Origin of the sequence: Photobacterium sp. NCIMB 13483 (assembly GCF_003025475.1) — a bacterium.
GTDB classification, from domain to species: domain Bacteria; phylum Pseudomonadota; class Gammaproteobacteria; order Enterobacterales; family Vibrionaceae; genus Photobacterium; species Photobacterium piscicola.
Map to the genome: position 1 here is coordinate 86349 of NZ_PYLV01000002.1, position 15133 is coordinate 101481.

Genomic DNA, 15133 nt, shown 5'->3' on the forward strand with positions numbered 1-15133 from the left:
TTTTATTAGGGGTTTATTTTTTTATAGCCTTTATTATTCTCGCACCTCGCACCTCGCACCTCGCACCTCGCACCTCGCACCTCTATTTCGTAACGCGTTTCTAACCAACGTAAACAATGTAAATTGAATGCCAATAAGAACGATTATCAATTAAATTATCATTATTCCAGTTACTCTTATGCATGATGTTAGTGATGGTGTTAAAAAATAAAGCCGTGCAACTATGGGCGCGACGTTTACATATTTATATTTCAATGGCACTACTGCTGGTGGTGTTATTTTTTGCTATCACAGGCATTACATTAAATCGACCGCATCTTTTTGTTAGCCAATCACCAAATGTGGTTGAGCAACAACTTGTAATTCCCAATGAGTTATTAGCGTCAGAAAAAGGGCCTTTTGCACCAAATCGTTCTGCATTAATAGCATATCTTGCCAAGCATGGTGAGGTTCGTGGAACACCGTCAGCTATAGATATTTTTACAGATATCGATGGTGATGAGTTAGTCGAAGGTGAAATTTCACTGGATTATAAAGGCCCTGGTTATAACGCCACGGTATTTATTGATATGACAACCGCACAAGCCACTATTGAAAGTACCCATTATGGTGTGATTGCAGTGCTTAATGATCTCCATAAAGGGCGTAATAGTGGTGAGATTTGGCGCTGGTTTATTGATATTACTGCAGTATTAATGGTGTTGTTTGTTTTAACTGGCGTGTGCTTGTTGATCCCAAAAAAGAAAACTTTTCGTACTTCATTGAAATGGATGGGGTTGGGCTCTGTGGTGAGTTTACTGATTTATATTGTTGCTGTGCCATAAGCCAGTATTTGATTGTCGATTTTATTGAAGGTTCATTATGACCGTGTTTCACATCATCAAAAAACCATTATTGGTCGCGTTATTGTTAACACCATTGGCCAGTGCAATAGCTAAACCCGTACCGGAAGCAGCACAACTAGAAGTGAATTTTGCGCTACCGGCTATTGATACCACCATATATGCCCGTCCTTATGTTGCGGTTTGGATCGAAGATCAACAGCGTAAACCCGTACGTACAGTGCAGTTATGGGTCGGTAAAGATGAGTGGTTAAAAGATTTACGCAGTTGGTGGCGAAAAGTCGGTCGTTATGATCGTGAGTTAGTTGATGCGGTAACGTCAGCCACCCGTCCTGCTGGTGAATATAAATTTGTCTGGGATGGTTTAAATGATAAAGGCCAACGTGTTGAACAAGGTAATTACACTTTCTACGTTGAAGTTGTGCGTGAACATGGTGGTCGCAACTATTTACGACAAAAAATTGAGCTAGGCGAAAACGCGTTTAGCCATGTTATTGCACCGACAGAAGAAACAGGTGCTATTCAACTTAATTATAAACTTTGAGTAATAGTAACGTTATGAAAAATAATAAAATAAAAGCGTTTTCTCTGGCATGTGCGGTGATTGCAGGCTTAACGGTATCAGCAACAGCAAATGCACACCCTCGTTGGATATTACCTTCACATTTTACCGTATCAAAAGAGGGGGGGGATTGGTTATCTTTTGATGTTACCGCGTCACATGGCACGTTTGTTTATGATAAGCCAGCAAGTACAGAAACAGCTGAAGTAATCATGCCTGATGGGCGTAATGAGCGTCCTAATTTTACTATTCGTGGTAAACGTCGTGCTATTTTTGATTTTTACTTTGAAGAGCAAGGCACACATAAAATTCAAGTAAATCAGACGCCAGTATATTTTACTCAATACAAAGCGGGTCGTCGTGACACTGTGAAATGGATCGCAGCTAACAAAGTTGAGCGTGATGCTGTATTACCACCAAAATCACGTGACGTTGTCACTCAAGTGGGTTACACCCGTGCTGAAACATACGTAACCGTAGGTAAGCCAAGCACTAAGGCAATGGAGATTACTGGCAAATATTTAGAGTTGCTTCCGATCACTCACCCAGCCGATATTATTGAGGGTGAGCCAGTGACATTCCAATTTTACTTTAATGGTAAACCACAAGCAGGCGTTGTAGCGGAAGTAACCCGTGAAGGAACGTTATACCGTAATCATCAACAACAGATTGATGTTATCAGTGATAAAGACGGTAAGGTGACTTTCACACCTGAAATTGCGGGTCGCTATATTATGAAAGCGAACTACCGCGGTGATGTTGCTAATAACCCAATGGTAGATACTGCTAACGTTAACGTGCATATCACTTTTGAAGCATCGCTACACTAACTATTTATCAATGTGCTGTTTCTGATCTAGATACAGCACGTTACCTTTACCCACAATGTGTAACCTACACCCACTACATGGGCAGGTTTGAGGTTGTTATGAAAAAGCAGTTACCGATGATCACGTTATCAATCTTAACGTTAGGATTATTTTCAAGTGCCGCTCATGCACATTTTCCATTAATGAGTTGTTGGTTTGAAAGCGATAAAGTGGCATGTGAAACCGGCTACAGTGATGGCAGTAAAGCAGTTGATTACAACGTTAATATGTATGATTACGATGATAATTTGATTGCTAAAGTAAACACCGATAAACGTTCTATTGCTGAATTTTCTAAACCTGAAACTGATTTCTATTTAGTGTTTGATTCCGGGCATGAAAGTCCAGTAGAAGTCGATGTTGTTGAGATTAAAGAAAAATGATCCGCCAAGCCGTATCTTCAGATAATGGCAGTAAGGAAGGGAAATGGGTTGGCGGTATTATCGTTTCTATCCTGTTACTTGCCACGGTGTTGTTACCGTATCACCAAAATAAAACAAAAATACAACCATTGGATGCTCATCAAATTGCGGTCACTGAGTTAAGTTCAGAAGAACTCGCGATGGTAGCTGAGTTGCGTTTGGCACATGAAGAAATTCGGAATTTACATCAAGATAGCCGTGAATTTGAACATCAGAATCATTGGCCAAATATGGCTGAGTTATCTGAATTATGGTTAGCGCCATTTATTGAAGATAAAAGTTGGGAGCGTAAAGGCCGCCATCAGTGGCAGCATATTAATGATGCAATTTATCAAGGTTTGCGCCGTGACAATCAGGGGGCATCTTCCGTTATTCTTAATAGCAGTCGCCCTGAACCTGATATTTGGTTGGCTCTTTCTAAACAGACAACACCACTGTTCACTAACAATGATGGTGCTTTTGAACCGCAACAATTGATTAATCAAGGTTGGACACAGATTGTGTTTAATCACGACAGTAATAAACAAGCGTTAGCGCATTAACCTCTTTTGTTTTACTTATCGTGTATTGCTTGCGGTGTATTCATTTCTTAACATTGAAGTAAAAATATTATGAAAATAGTCATTAAAACAGCATTAACAGCTGTTGCATTATTCGCAAGCTTTTCGAGTATTGCCGCTGAAAAATTAACTATCGGTATCACATTGCAGCCTTATTATAGTTACGTTAAAGCGGTCGTTGGCGATAAGGCCGATATTCTTCCTCTAGTTGATGCAGGTTTTAATCCGCATAACTATTTACCACAACCTAATGATTTACGTCGTTTAAAACAAATGGATGTAATTGTTGTTAATGGTATTGGTCACGATGACTTTGCTCTGAAAGTGATTGATGCGGCTCAACGTGATGATTTTGTGGTTATTAAAGCCAACAATGATGTGCCGTTACTACCTGCAATGGGGCAGTCTGTAGGTGATGGTGCGGTAAACCCTCATACCTTTGTTGGTTTATCAACCACGATTCAAAAAGTGTATACCATTGCGAATAAGTTGGCTGAGCTTGATCCTGACAATGCTGCGGAATACCGAAAAAATGCCCGTAGTTATGCAAAAACATTTCGATTAATGAAACGTAAAGCCATGCTTGCACTTGGTGATTTAGATACTTCAGGAATGAAAGTTGCGACAACGCATAATGCTTACGGTTATTTATTACAAGAATTTGGTGTTGATGTCGCGGCAGTGATTGAACCAGCACATGGTGTTGAACCCAGTGCGAGTCAATTACAAGAAACCATCGAAAAAATAAAGCAATCAGGTATTGATGTATTGTTTTATGAATTAAATATGCCTAATCGTTACGTCGACACCATAGAAAAAGCAACGGGAGTGAAGTTATACCGTTTTTCACATATGACGCACGGCGAATATGAAGCGAATAAAGTAGAAATTGAGATGCAGCAAAACTTAACCACATTAGTTGAAGCAATGCAATTTGCTGTTAGTAAGGATCAAGCATGAGTTTTGGTCCTCGCATTGAGATTGCAAACCTTGAGCTGCAATACGGTGAAACCCATATTTTATCTAACATCAACCATAGTTTTGAAGCAGGGCAATGCCATGTTGTGATGGGGCCTAATGGTGGTGGGAAAACATCGTTATTACGGTCAATTTTAGGTTTAACACCGTTCAAAGGCAACGTTGATATTTTATGGAATGATGCTGCCAATAATGGTAAACCCGGCTCCGTTGGTTATGTGCCGCAAAAAGCGATGTTTGAACAAAGTTTACCGTTAACAGTGATGGATTTTATTTTATTAAATTTAACCCGTTCTCCTTTGTTTTGGCGTAAACGTCAACAAGATAAGTTGTTTGCATTAAGCCAACTAGAACGTGTCGGTATGGCCAATCGTGCTGATCGACGCATGGGGCAATTATCTGGTGGTGAACAGCAACGGGTTTTGTTTGCTCAAGCGTTATTGGATGATCCTGATTTATTAGTGCTTGATGAACCGACAACGGGCATGGATGAGCAAGGAGTTCGTTATTTAGAATCATTAATTCATGAATTTGTTGCGCAAGGAAAAACTGTATTAGCGGTTCATCATGATGTAACCGCAGTTCGACGCCTTGATGCGCAAGTACATGTGGTTAATCGTATCGTTGTTGATTCTGGTCATCACTCTGAAGTGCTGGTTCCTGAAAAAATTGAACGGTTATTTAATCATTACAGTCATGCGCCAATTGTGGCAAATCAACACGAGGTTGCGTAATGGAGTTATTACGTCATTGGGCACAACTGGGGGTTGATGCGGGATTGTTAAGTGACAGCTTTTCATATGTCTTTATGGTTAATGCTATCGTTGCCGCACTGTTATTAGGTCCATTACTCGGAGGGTTGGGTACTTTAGTTATTGCTAAGCGACTAGCCTTTTTCTCTGAGGCAGTTGGTCACGCGGCATTAACAGGGATCGCATTAGGAGTGTTATTAGGTGAACCGCCAGAAAATCCCTTTATCGGTTTATTTAGTTTTTGCATGATCTTCGCGTTACTGCTGCACTTTGTTCGTAATCGAACTAATGTGCCTTACGATACGTTAGTCGGTGTATTTTTAGCGTTAGCATTAGCCGTTGGTGCTGCATTATTGATGTATGTGGCGCGAAAAATCAATATTCATATGTTAGAAAATGTTCTGTTTGGTTCAATTCTAACCGTAACAGATCAAGATTTATGGGTGTTATTAATAAGCTGTAGTTTAATTATTATGGTGCTCATACCAACATTTAACCGAATATTATTAACTTGTATCAGCCCTGACATTGCACGTATTCGAGGTTATAAAACGAATTTTTATGATTATCTGTTTGTGATCATGATAACCCTCGTCACTATTGCATCCGTTAAAATTGTGGGGGCGGTGCTGGTCGGTGCTTTACTGCTTATTCCTGGTGCAACAGCACGTTTATTGACTAAAAATATGGGTAGCTTTGTTTTGTTGTCATCGTTATTAGCGACCATAAGTTGTGTGATTGGTACTATTTTACCGATGGAGCTTAAATTACCTATTCCATCAGGAGCGGCAATTATTATTGTTGCTGCTACGTTCTTTTTAATCGCCACCTGTTACCGCATTGTTCGTAAAGGGTAGTTGCTGTATTTTGTTTAAGGAATCATCATGAGTCATCTCCAGCTTCACCCAATACGTTCACTGATTCAATCGGTTTGTGCTGTTGCTATTATTGTGAGCGGCAGCAGTTATAGTCATTCAGCAAAAGCAGAGGATATTTTAACTGCAACGCCCGTAACTTATATGTTGGCATCTGAACTGACCCATGACACAGGTATAACGACAAAATATCTGCCTCCTAAACGTTACGGTGTGTCACGATTACCGAATTGGTTTGCTTCAAAAGGTGACATTGTAACGCAAGAGGCCAGTAAAGATGCACAAGCTGTCGTGACATTAGGCGCTGTTTGGCCGCAAGACCCACTTTATATCTATGCCCGCCAAGGCAATATTAATATTATTGAAATTGATGCATCACAGGCGATTTCACCACAAGGGCAAGGTATTGCAGCATTGCGTTTAGATGACGGTTCAGTATCAATGTATTCGTGGTTAAATCCGACAAATTTAAGTCGAATGGCTGCTATTGTAAGTGATGATTTACAGCGTTTATGGCCGAATAAAGCGCAACAAATTGAACAAAATCAACAGCAACTGATGGGGGATGTTCGTAAGTTGATTAATGCTCAACAACAAGTGCTAATGGATGCAGAAATTGATTCAGTAGTCTTATTATCAACTGAGCTTGAAGATTTCGCGTCTGGTAACCAGCTCTTTGTTGTGGATCGTTTAACCAAACCTGAACTTGAGTGGACAGTAGCAGATAAACAAAAACTGACAACATTGTTAGCAGAAGATAAAGCATTGTGGTTATTGAGTACAAAAAAATTAACCTTATCTCAGCAGGCTTTATTGCCTAAAGGTACATCTGTACTCATTGTTGATAGTGTTGATCGTTGGGGTCGTGTTGGTATTAATCATAGCGAGCCACTAAAACGCTGGCAGATTAAATTATAATCTTAGAAATAGAAGCCCAGATTGTTGTTTTACGAGATAATTGCTGGGCTTCATACTATTTAAGTGTATTTGTTTTAAAACGAAAAGAACAAAGACAGAATACCTAATAAAATCAGTAACCCGCCAGAGATCAAATCGTTATATTTTCCCACCATTTTTCCTATCACACTATCGCCAATATTGTTACCAGCATAAGTGAGCATCATGCCTGTAATAAAGGTCAGTGCGACAACCAAATAAATACTAAGATGAGTAATACTACCTAAAATACCCACGCCAATATTATTAATTGAAAGTAATAAACCTAGCATTACTGCACCTTTAAAATTTAGCACAGTGCTTTGCTTTTCTTCTTTTTGTTGCTGTTTTTTTAGCATATCGGCACAAATGAACCACGTTCCCATTAAAATGAAAATCACAGAACCTAATTCATTAGAGACTTGATGAGGGATCAGCTGGGTTACTAATTGTCCACCAAGCATAGAGATAAAGGTAACTAATGCAGTAATAAAAGCAATGATTGCATTAGAGACCAATGGGATCCTTTCATTCTTTACGCCATAAGTTAGACCAATAACGAAATTATCGAGATTTGATGAAAGGGAGAATATCAAAGCGAGTAAGAAAGACACGATAGTTCATCTCGTAAAAATGCTTTTATAAACTGAAATGAAGCTTAACGCGATGTATTTGTGTGAATAGTAATTTTTCAGATATGAGCGAGATTAAACATATTGCGCTATTTATTATCGAATATCGCAATATGTTTATATTTATTTTTTTTAAATAAAGCCTGAAATCCGTGCCTTTAAAAAAGCCGCTAAGGTTTTGTTGTCTTGGATGTGGTTATCTGCAATTTTTTGTTCTACTTCAGCGACAGATAATGTCACAACATTAATGATTTCATCATCATCTAGTTGGCCTTCGGTTGCTGATAGCCCTTGAGCAACATATAAATACTGTATTTCATCACAAAAACTAGGCGCTGGAAGTAATTGACCAAGAGGGTGCCATTGGCTAGCTGCGAGGTTAGTTTCTTCTGCTAATTCACGTTGTGCACAAATGAAAATGTCTTCTTTTACTTCAAGCGTGCCTGCTGGAAATTCATATAGCCATTGGCTGACTGCTGGACGGTATTGATGAACAAGTACCAGATCACCATTATGATCTATTGGAATAATAATCACAGCGCCAGGATGTTTTATACTAGTACAGGCTATTTCTCTGCCATCGGGTAGCAAATGCGGTTGTTCTTCAATACTAAAACATTTCCATTGGTAGTGTTTTTTTATGTTCATTACTATTCTCTAATCGTTGGTTGCTATTTGATTATAGCCCCAACGTTTTGCCCGCATCAATGCACTTTCGGCTTTGATGTAGTCATAGCTAAAATCTTGATATTCAATGTTAGTAATACCGATACTTACGGTGATCTTTATTTGGTGTCCAGTCGTTAGTTCTAATATCCACTGACTAATTTCATCACGAATTTTGATGGCAAATTGTTCCGCTGCTTGAATATCGGCATCTGGAATAATGATACAAAACTCTTGGCTGCTTAAACGAGCAATATGCATATTATCCCCACAGGTTTCACGTAGGAATTTAGCCATCATCATGAGTGTTTTATCACCAGCATCAAGTCCAAATCGGTCATTTACTTCTCTAAATTTATCAATATTTATTAATAACATTGAAATATCGCGGCGATAACGCTTACAACGAGATGATTCGTTTTGATACAGGGGCAGTAACCCTTCACGATTGAGTAAACCGGTGAGGAAATCATTGGTAGTGGTTCTTTTCACTTGCAAAATAGCATCATAACGATGACGAGATAATAAAAAGGCCATGACAAAGATAATAGAATATGCACATATGTTTTGAAGGGCAGATGAAATCTGCATATGTTTGTTCGTTATTTCGGACACACTCAATATGATATACAACAGCCCAAAAATAGTACTATACCAAGCAGCCGTTCTGATTTGTAAAGCGAAAAAACTTAATAATGGAATTGTTAAGCCGATGGTATTACTGATATGACGAGCACCAGTAAAATAAAAACCAGTTGAGCAAATAAGTGTAGTAGCGATTAAAAAGATCCAAAAAAGAATAGTGGCAGAAAAGAGGGTTCGATTTAATGCTGCAAGGGTGTAGCACAATGTCATACCGAGTATACCGACGACAGTAAAATAATGTGCTTGTTGTGAGACGAAATAAGTAAAGGCAATAATGGCACAGATGGCGCCAGCAAAAGGAAATAATAAAGAAAGTTGTTTTTTTAATGTTTTCTCACTCAGTTCAATATAGGCAAAGTTTGTAGCTTGCAGCTGAGTACTTTTAATCAATGTAACCATGATATGAAAAAACCTTTATAACAACATTTGGACAAATACAACACATTGTACATTTTTTTTGGAAGCATATCAGTATTGTGATTGATGTCTAATTATTTTTTAACTTTAATGTAAAATAATATTTTAAAAAGAGATCTTGTTATCGTAATGAATGCGAAAGACGTGGTTTTTAGGTGTAACTGTATGATATGGAAAGTATAAAAATGGATTTTATCTATGATGTCTATTTATGAGAATACAAACTTTTTAGCTTGAATGATTAAAAATGAGATCTACTCCCATGAATAATTATTCTAGTTTAGTATAAATAAAGTGTGTTTTAAAATGAGTAGGAGCGACAATGTTTCCAGAATATAGAAGCTTAATTACATCACTAAAAGGTCATGATGTGCATTTTGATCGTCTATTTAAAAAGCATAATGAATTAGATGATGAAATTAATGTAATGACTTCCGCAAATGGTTTTGATGAAACGCTCATTGAACAATTGAAAAAAGAAAAGCTGTTATTAAAAGATGAAATCTTTGTTTATTTACAACAAAAATCATAATAAATAAAAAAAGAGAAGCGTGGTCGGCTTCTCTTTTTTATTGCAGCTATATTTAGATTTATAACGATGATAAGAAATTATCAATCAAATCAGCTGTTATTTGAGGTTGCTCGTTAGTAATACCATGTGCTGTTTTTGGTAATACAATGATAGGTGCTTGAATATATTTACTTAGTTTTATGCCACTATTAAGCGGAAATATTTGGTCATTTTGTCCCCATATAATAAGCGCTTGAGGCAGTTTTTTAGGATCATATTGTTGGATTCGATCTCTGTCATTAGGCAATGTTTTAATTAATTGTGTTCGTTGTGGCTTCCATTGCGAAAAGTAATCAAGGTAAATTTGATTTGCAATAAAATCAGGGATGCGCTTTTTCTCAATAAATACGTTGTCATAAAGACGTTTAACATCATCACCACTGTTGGGCACAAATAACTCTTCTGGCGAGTTAATACCTGTGCGTTTAACTAAATCATCTAAATCGTCATCACTAAATAATGGGCCTGGGCTAGCAATGATCACCGCTTTATTGATGCGTTCAGGTGTCAACATCATGTCATAGGTGATAAAACCACCATAAGAAATACCCGCGACATCTACTTTCTTTAGCTGTAACGTATCAACTAATTGCCAAATAGCATTCGTTTGGGTTGAGAGTTGTGCGGCATTATCACTGTATGATTCACCAAACCAGAGTAAATCGGGTGCAATTACATGGTACTTTTTACTCAGCTGTAACATTTCAGCTTTCCATGTCGCAGCCGCAGTACCGCCAAAACCATGCAATAATAATAGAGGCTGACCTTGACCACCTTCCCAATAGGTTAGTTTACCGCCTTCTTTGAGTGTTATTTGGTGCTTGCTAAAGCCTTCTTTCTCTAAAGATGACTGATCGTGTTCTGTTTTCCAACGAACAACTTCACAGCCAGTAGTCATGAAAACTAATGTCCATAAAAGGATAAAATAATGTATGAATCGTTTCATAGGTTGCTCTAATAATTGAAAAACGAACTAATTATACGATGTTTTATTGTTGTTGGTAAGAATATTCATAGCTAATAATAAAAATGTGAAGTCTGTATTTGTTTTTTGAGTTAGCATTATGTCAAAATTCAATTTTATGTTAATCAGTATGTTGCTAAAGAAAACAATCGATAGCATAATCTTTTTCTATAATAAATTTTTATATATAATCGTATTATTGCCATACGAAATATGTATTAATATTTAGATCGAAACTACGTATTAACGACTAGGAGACACTATGCGTGTATTAGTTACTGGTGGTATGGGCTACATTGGTAGTCATACTTGTGTACAAATGATTGAAGCGGGTATGACCCCAATTATTGTTGATAATTTGTATAACAGTAAAGAAACCGTATTAGGGCGCATTAATAACTTAACTGGCGTAACACCTGCATTCTATAAAGGTGATATTCGTGATCGTAAATTTTTAGACAGTGTTTTTGCTGAAAATGATATCGATGCGGTAATTCACTTTGCGGGACTAAAAGCCGTAGGCGAGTCAGTAGAAAAGCCACTAGAGTATTACGACAATAATGTTAGTGGTACATTAGTGCTTGTTGAAGCGATGCGTGCCGCTGGTGTTAATGCAATTATCTTTAGCTCATCAGCAACAGTTTATGGCGATCCTGCATCTGTGCCGATCACTGAAGATTTTCCAACAAGTGCAACTAACCCATATGGCCGTAGTAAGCTAATGGTAGAAGAGTGTCTTGCTGATATTCAACATGCATATCCTGAAATGAGTGTGACATTACTGCGTTACTTTAACCCAGTAGGTTCGCATAAATCAGGCACTATGGGTGAAGATCCACAAGGTATTCCTAACAACTTGATGCCATTTATTTCTCAAGTAGCTGTTGGTCGTCGTGAGTTCTTATCTGTTTTTGGTAACGACTACCCAACAGTTGATGGTACAGGTGTGCGTGACTACATTCACGTGGTTGATCTTGCTGATGGTCACCTTGCAGCATTAACACACAAAGGCCGTGAAGCAGGCTTACACATTTACAATTTAGGTACTGGTAACGGTAACAGTGTATTGCAAATGGCAAAAGCATTTGAAAAAGCTTCTGGTGTAGAAGTGCCTTATAAGATTGCACCACGTCGTGCTGGTGATATTGCTGAATGTTGGGCTGATCCTGCGAAAGCAAAAGCTGAATTGCATTGGGAAGCAAAACTAACACTTGATGATATGACGCAAGATACTTGGCGTTGGCAGTCAACAAATCCAGATGGTTACCCTGACGCAGAGTAATTCTAGATTGGATTAAATAAAAAGGCGCTAATTTAGCGCCTTTTTTTATGAGGAAAGAATAGACATTAATAATGTTTATTAGTGGTAGCATAGGGTTTCGCTACAAAGAAGATGATCAAACTAGCAATAGCACCAAGAGTATCGGCTAGCATGTCTTTTTGCGCATCCCAAATATCACCTTGGGATCCTAGAAACTCAATACCTGCTTCGCCACCAGCACTGGCGGCATACCACCATTCAACAATTTCATAAGCGGCGGCTGTTGCCATAATGGCAAATAAACCAAAGAGTGCAGCAATGATTGGTTTGCAATGGCCTTTACGTACTAAAAATTCGGCGACTGGAAATGCATATAAACCAATTGAAAAATGTGCAAAGCGATCAAACTGATTACGGTTTGAATCTAGAAGGTGGTTAATCCAATCAAAAGGGACATTTGCAAACGTGTAATGGGCACCAATATTATGTAATACCAGCCATACTGCCATTAACGTGTAAGCAAGGTTACTAAACACAAAATAACGGTAGCTGATCACTAAAAATAAAAATACGATGACGAGAGGAATAGCTTCTGCAATCCATACTGCACGAAAAGCAGGATTAAGGCCAAGCGCAATAAAAAAGATGATATAGCACAGCGCTAACCATTTGGGGTATTTGTTCCTAATCATTTCAATTCCTTATCATTAGTATTGATCCAAAGGATAACGTTTTTGATGTAGTTATAGCAATAAAGATTATCAATATGTTAACGCAGGTGAGGTGCGTTATTTTAGGTTTTTTAAAATTGGTTTGTGTTATAATTTCCAACTAATGTTTTCACAATATTGTGATATTCATCATATTTGACAGTACACACTCATAATCTGAGTTGTTTTTACCGGAGCATCATTTTGCATTTTAAAGATCTTGGCTTAGACCCACGCCTATTAAAGAAACTGACTCATTTGGCGTTTGATCGAGCAACCGAAATTCAACAAACGGCAGTCCCTGTTGCTATTGCAGGCAAAGATATTTTGGCATCGTCGAAAACGGGTTCCGGTAAAACTCTGGCATTTTTATTACCTGCGATGCAACGTATGTACCGTAGCAAGCCATTTACTCGTCGTGATCCTCGTGTTCTAATTTTGACGCCAACGCGTGAATTAGCAAAACAAATTTTTGCACAGTTACGCACGCTTAATGCGGGAACACCGTACGATGGCACATTGATTGTTGGCGGTGAAAACTTCAACGACCAAGTAAAAGCATTACGTAATGATCCGATGTTTGTTGTTGCAACTCCTGGTCGTTTTGCTGATCACCTTGAGCACCGCAGTACACATCTTGATGGCTTAGAAATGCTGATTCTTGATGAAGCAGACCGTATGCTTGATCTGGGCTTTGAACCTCAACTACGTCGTATTAACGAAGCGGCTAACCACCGTCGCCGTCAAACATTGATGTTCTCAGCCACGATGGACCATGTTGATGTTCTTGATATGGCTTCTGAAATGTTAGATAACCCTAAGCGCATTTCAATTGGCCACTCAGCAGAAGAACACACAGATATTACTCAACGCTTTATTTTGTGTGATCACTTAGATCATAAACAAGCATTGCTTGATAAAGTGTTAGAAGTAGAAGATTACAATCAAGTTATTATCTTTACTGCAACACGTGCTGATACCGATCGTCTAACCGCTGAGTTAAATGAACGTAAATTAAAAGCTGTTGCACTAAGCGGTAACTTGAATCAATCGCAACGTAATAACATCATGAGCCAGTTTGAGCGTAATTGTCATAAGATTCTTGTGACAACAGATATCGCCTCTCGTGGTCTAGATATTGATAGCGTATCGCTTGTTATTAACTTTGATATGCCAAAACATGCTGAAGAATATGTTCACCGTGTGGGCCGTACTGGTCGTGCCGGTAACAAAGGTGATGCTGTTTCATTAGTTGGTCCTAAAGACTGGAAGAGCTTTAAAGCGGTTGAAGCATTCTTGAAACAAAAGATTGAGTTCACAACAATCGAAGGCTTAGTTGGTAAGTTTAAAGGTCTTAAACCGGCACCGAAGAAGAAGATTGTTAAGAAAACAACAACGAATAAAACGGGTACTGCTAAACAAACGCAAGCACCTAAAGCGAAGAAAAGAGTTGATAAGCGTTTTTACGAAAACCAAGCTGTGGGTAATGATGTCTTTATCCCTAAGAAAAAACGCAATACTGATGTAAGCCAAGATGACTAATAGTTAATGATTCAATAATCGTTAACAAATAAAAAACCAGACTGAGTGTCTGGTTTTTTTTGGCTACAGCATTGGTTGCAGCAAGAAGTGTCGTTATACGATTAACGTAATTGGTACACTTGACCTTCTTTATCAGCTTTAACAGCAGCAAAGCTTAATACGAATGGACCTTGCGCTTGAACAGTTGCTGGTAATGTTTGAATTGCTTGTTTTGCTTCTTCACGGGTTGCAAAATTACCGTAAGTAACTGCATACCAGTTACGACCTAGTGCATGTTTCCAGTTAACCCAAATTGGTTGATCGCTAGTGATTGGCTGAAGGTAACCACGTAGGTTACGTTCTTCACTTAATGCTAAAATCTGAATGGTAAAGTGTGAAGGGTTAATATCGCCAAACGCTTGATCGTTGGTCATTGATTCTTCATCAGCAAGATGTGCATCATCATTATTAATGTAATCACTATCAATAACTGGCTCGTTAGTTACTGTTGTTTCAGGAGCAACAGTTTCAATTGGTGCTGATGTTTCTACTGGTTGTTGTTGACACTGTAGGTTTGCGCTATCAACTTTAGACGGTAACAGGTAACCAGAATCACAAGGGCTATCAGATGAAGCACAACCAGATAATGCGAATAGACCTAATACAACTGCTGCCTTTAATGGACGAGATGTCATTGTTTTCTCCGAAGAATATTTAATAATTTGTAAATGTGGTAGCAGTATTCATGACTTTTCATGACGCAAATATCACTATTAACAAATGTCTTTATACTTAGAATGTATTGTAGCGAAAAACGGCAAATAATTGACATGATAATTACAGATTACAGGTTAAATGTATGTTTTTTAATCAAGTCAACTATTCCAAATGAGAATAGGTTATATTCTCTTGAATAATTGATGTTTAAATAGGGCATATATTTTTTTACT

At 38.1% G+C, this 15133-nt stretch carries 18 protein-coding genes; 12 read left to right on the top strand and 6 right to left on the bottom strand.

The annotated features are described in order from the left end of the window. Positions 1-194: 194 nt before the first annotated feature. The 9 genes from C9I86_RS02245 (at position 195) to C9I86_RS02285 (ending at position 6778) form a co-directional block, all read left to right on the top strand. A complete protein-coding gene (locus C9I86_RS02245; RefSeq protein WP_107275495.1) occupies positions 195-824 on the top strand; it encodes a PepSY-associated TM helix domain-containing protein in 630 nt (209 codons plus the stop codon). 37 nt (positions 825-861) lie between these two features. Beyond that, on the top strand, positions 862-1386 hold the full coding sequence (locus C9I86_RS02250) for a DUF2271 domain-containing protein (RefSeq protein WP_107275496.1): 525 nt from the start codon (positions 862-864) through the stop codon (positions 1384-1386). Positions 1387-1400: 14 nt separating this feature from the next. Further along, entirely contained in the window at positions 1401-2234 is an 834-nt protein-coding gene (locus C9I86_RS02255; protein WP_080155900.1) for a DUF4198 domain-containing protein, read from the top strand. Between the two features lie 98 nt (positions 2235-2332). After that, complete coding sequence (locus tag C9I86_RS02260) at positions 2333-2656, top strand: hypothetical protein (RefSeq protein ID WP_080155901.1); 324 nt, start codon at positions 2333-2335, stop codon at positions 2654-2656. Continuing rightward, positions 2653-3237 carry a hypothetical protein gene (locus tag C9I86_RS02265; protein WP_107275497.1) on the top strand — a complete coding sequence of 195 codons (585 nt, stop codon included), beginning with the start codon at positions 2653-2655 and terminating at the stop codon, positions 3235-3237. Before C9I86_RS02260 ends, C9I86_RS02265 begins: the two co-directional genes overlap by 4 nt. Before the next feature lie 69 nt (positions 3238-3306). Then, complete coding sequence (locus C9I86_RS02270; protein ID WP_107275498.1) at positions 3307-4215, top strand: metal ABC transporter solute-binding protein, Zn/Mn family; 909 nt, start codon at positions 3307-3309, stop codon at positions 4213-4215. Further along, complete coding sequence (locus tag C9I86_RS02275) at positions 4212-4967, top strand: metal ABC transporter ATP-binding protein (protein ID WP_107275499.1); 756 nt, start codon at positions 4212-4214, stop codon at positions 4965-4967. Before C9I86_RS02270 ends, C9I86_RS02275 begins: the two co-directional genes overlap by 4 nt. Next, a complete protein-coding gene (locus tag C9I86_RS02280) occupies positions 4967-5842 on the top strand; it encodes a metal ABC transporter permease (protein WP_080155905.1) in 876 nt (291 codons plus the stop codon). The genes C9I86_RS02275 and C9I86_RS02280 overlap by 1 nt, the downstream gene beginning before the upstream one ends. Before the next feature lie 27 nt (positions 5843-5869). Beyond that, the gene (locus C9I86_RS02285) at positions 5870-6778 is read left to right on the top strand and encodes an ABC transporter substrate-binding protein (RefSeq protein WP_080155906.1); all 909 of its coding nucleotides are present in this window, start codon (positions 5870-5872) and stop codon (positions 6776-6778) included. Between the two features lie 74 nt (positions 6779-6852). On the opposite strand, the gene C9I86_RS02290 is transcribed toward C9I86_RS02285, so the two are convergent. The 3 genes from C9I86_RS02290 to C9I86_RS02300 all read right to left on the bottom strand — a co-directional run bounded on the left by C9I86_RS02290 (position 6853) and on the right by C9I86_RS02300 (position 9138). Then, complete coding sequence (locus C9I86_RS02290; protein WP_080155907.1) at positions 6853-7410, bottom strand: manganese efflux pump; 558 nt, start codon at positions 7408-7410, stop codon at positions 6853-6855. A gap of 150 nt (positions 7411-7560) precedes the next feature. After that, positions 7561-8076, bottom strand: coding sequence for an NUDIX hydrolase (locus tag C9I86_RS02295; protein WP_107275500.1), 516 nt, complete (start codon positions 8074-8076; stop codon positions 7561-7563). 9 nt (positions 8077-8085) lie between these two features. Further along, positions 8086-9138 carry a GGDEF domain-containing protein gene (locus C9I86_RS02300; protein ID WP_080155909.1) on the bottom strand — a complete coding sequence of 351 codons (1053 nt, stop codon included), beginning with the start codon at positions 9136-9138 and terminating at the stop codon, positions 8086-8088. A 340-nt stretch (positions 9139-9478) separates the two neighbouring features. On the opposite strand from C9I86_RS02300, the gene C9I86_RS02305 reads away from it, so the two are divergent. After that, complete coding sequence (locus C9I86_RS02305; protein ID WP_107275501.1) at positions 9479-9688, top strand: DUF465 domain-containing protein; 210 nt, start codon at positions 9479-9481, stop codon at positions 9686-9688. Positions 9689-9746: 58 nt separating this feature from the next. Here C9I86_RS02305 and C9I86_RS02310 read toward each other — a convergent pair whose 3' ends face one another. Then, positions 9747-10625 (bottom strand): alpha/beta fold hydrolase, encoded by an 879-nt coding sequence (locus tag C9I86_RS02310; protein WP_241956832.1) that lies wholly within the window; start codon positions 10623-10625, stop codon positions 9747-9749. 328 nt (positions 10626-10953) lie between these two features. On the opposite strand from C9I86_RS02310, the gene galE reads away from it, so the two are divergent. Next, the gene (galE, locus tag C9I86_RS02315) at positions 10954-11973 is read left to right on the top strand and encodes a UDP-glucose 4-epimerase GalE (RefSeq protein ID WP_080155912.1); all 1020 of its coding nucleotides are present in this window, start codon (positions 10954-10956) and stop codon (positions 11971-11973) included. A gap of 65 nt (positions 11974-12038) precedes the next feature. Here the strand turns inward: galE and C9I86_RS02320 are convergent, their stop codons facing one another. After that, complete coding sequence (locus tag C9I86_RS02320) at positions 12039-12644, bottom strand: DUF2238 domain-containing protein (protein ID WP_107275503.1); 606 nt, start codon at positions 12642-12644, stop codon at positions 12039-12041. 222 nt (positions 12645-12866) lie between these two features. On the opposite strand from C9I86_RS02320, the gene C9I86_RS02325 reads away from it, so the two are divergent. Continuing rightward, positions 12867-14204 carry a DEAD/DEAH box helicase gene (locus C9I86_RS02325; protein WP_107275504.1) on the top strand — a complete coding sequence of 446 codons (1338 nt, stop codon included), beginning with the start codon at positions 12867-12869 and terminating at the stop codon, positions 14202-14204. Between the two features lie 101 nt (positions 14205-14305). On the opposite strand, the gene C9I86_RS02330 is transcribed toward C9I86_RS02325, so the two are convergent. Beyond that, the gene (locus C9I86_RS02330) at positions 14306-14878 is read right to left on the bottom strand and encodes an SPOR domain-containing protein (RefSeq protein WP_080155915.1); all 573 of its coding nucleotides are present in this window, start codon (positions 14876-14878) and stop codon (positions 14306-14308) included. Between the last annotated feature and the right edge of the window lie 255 nt (positions 14879-15133).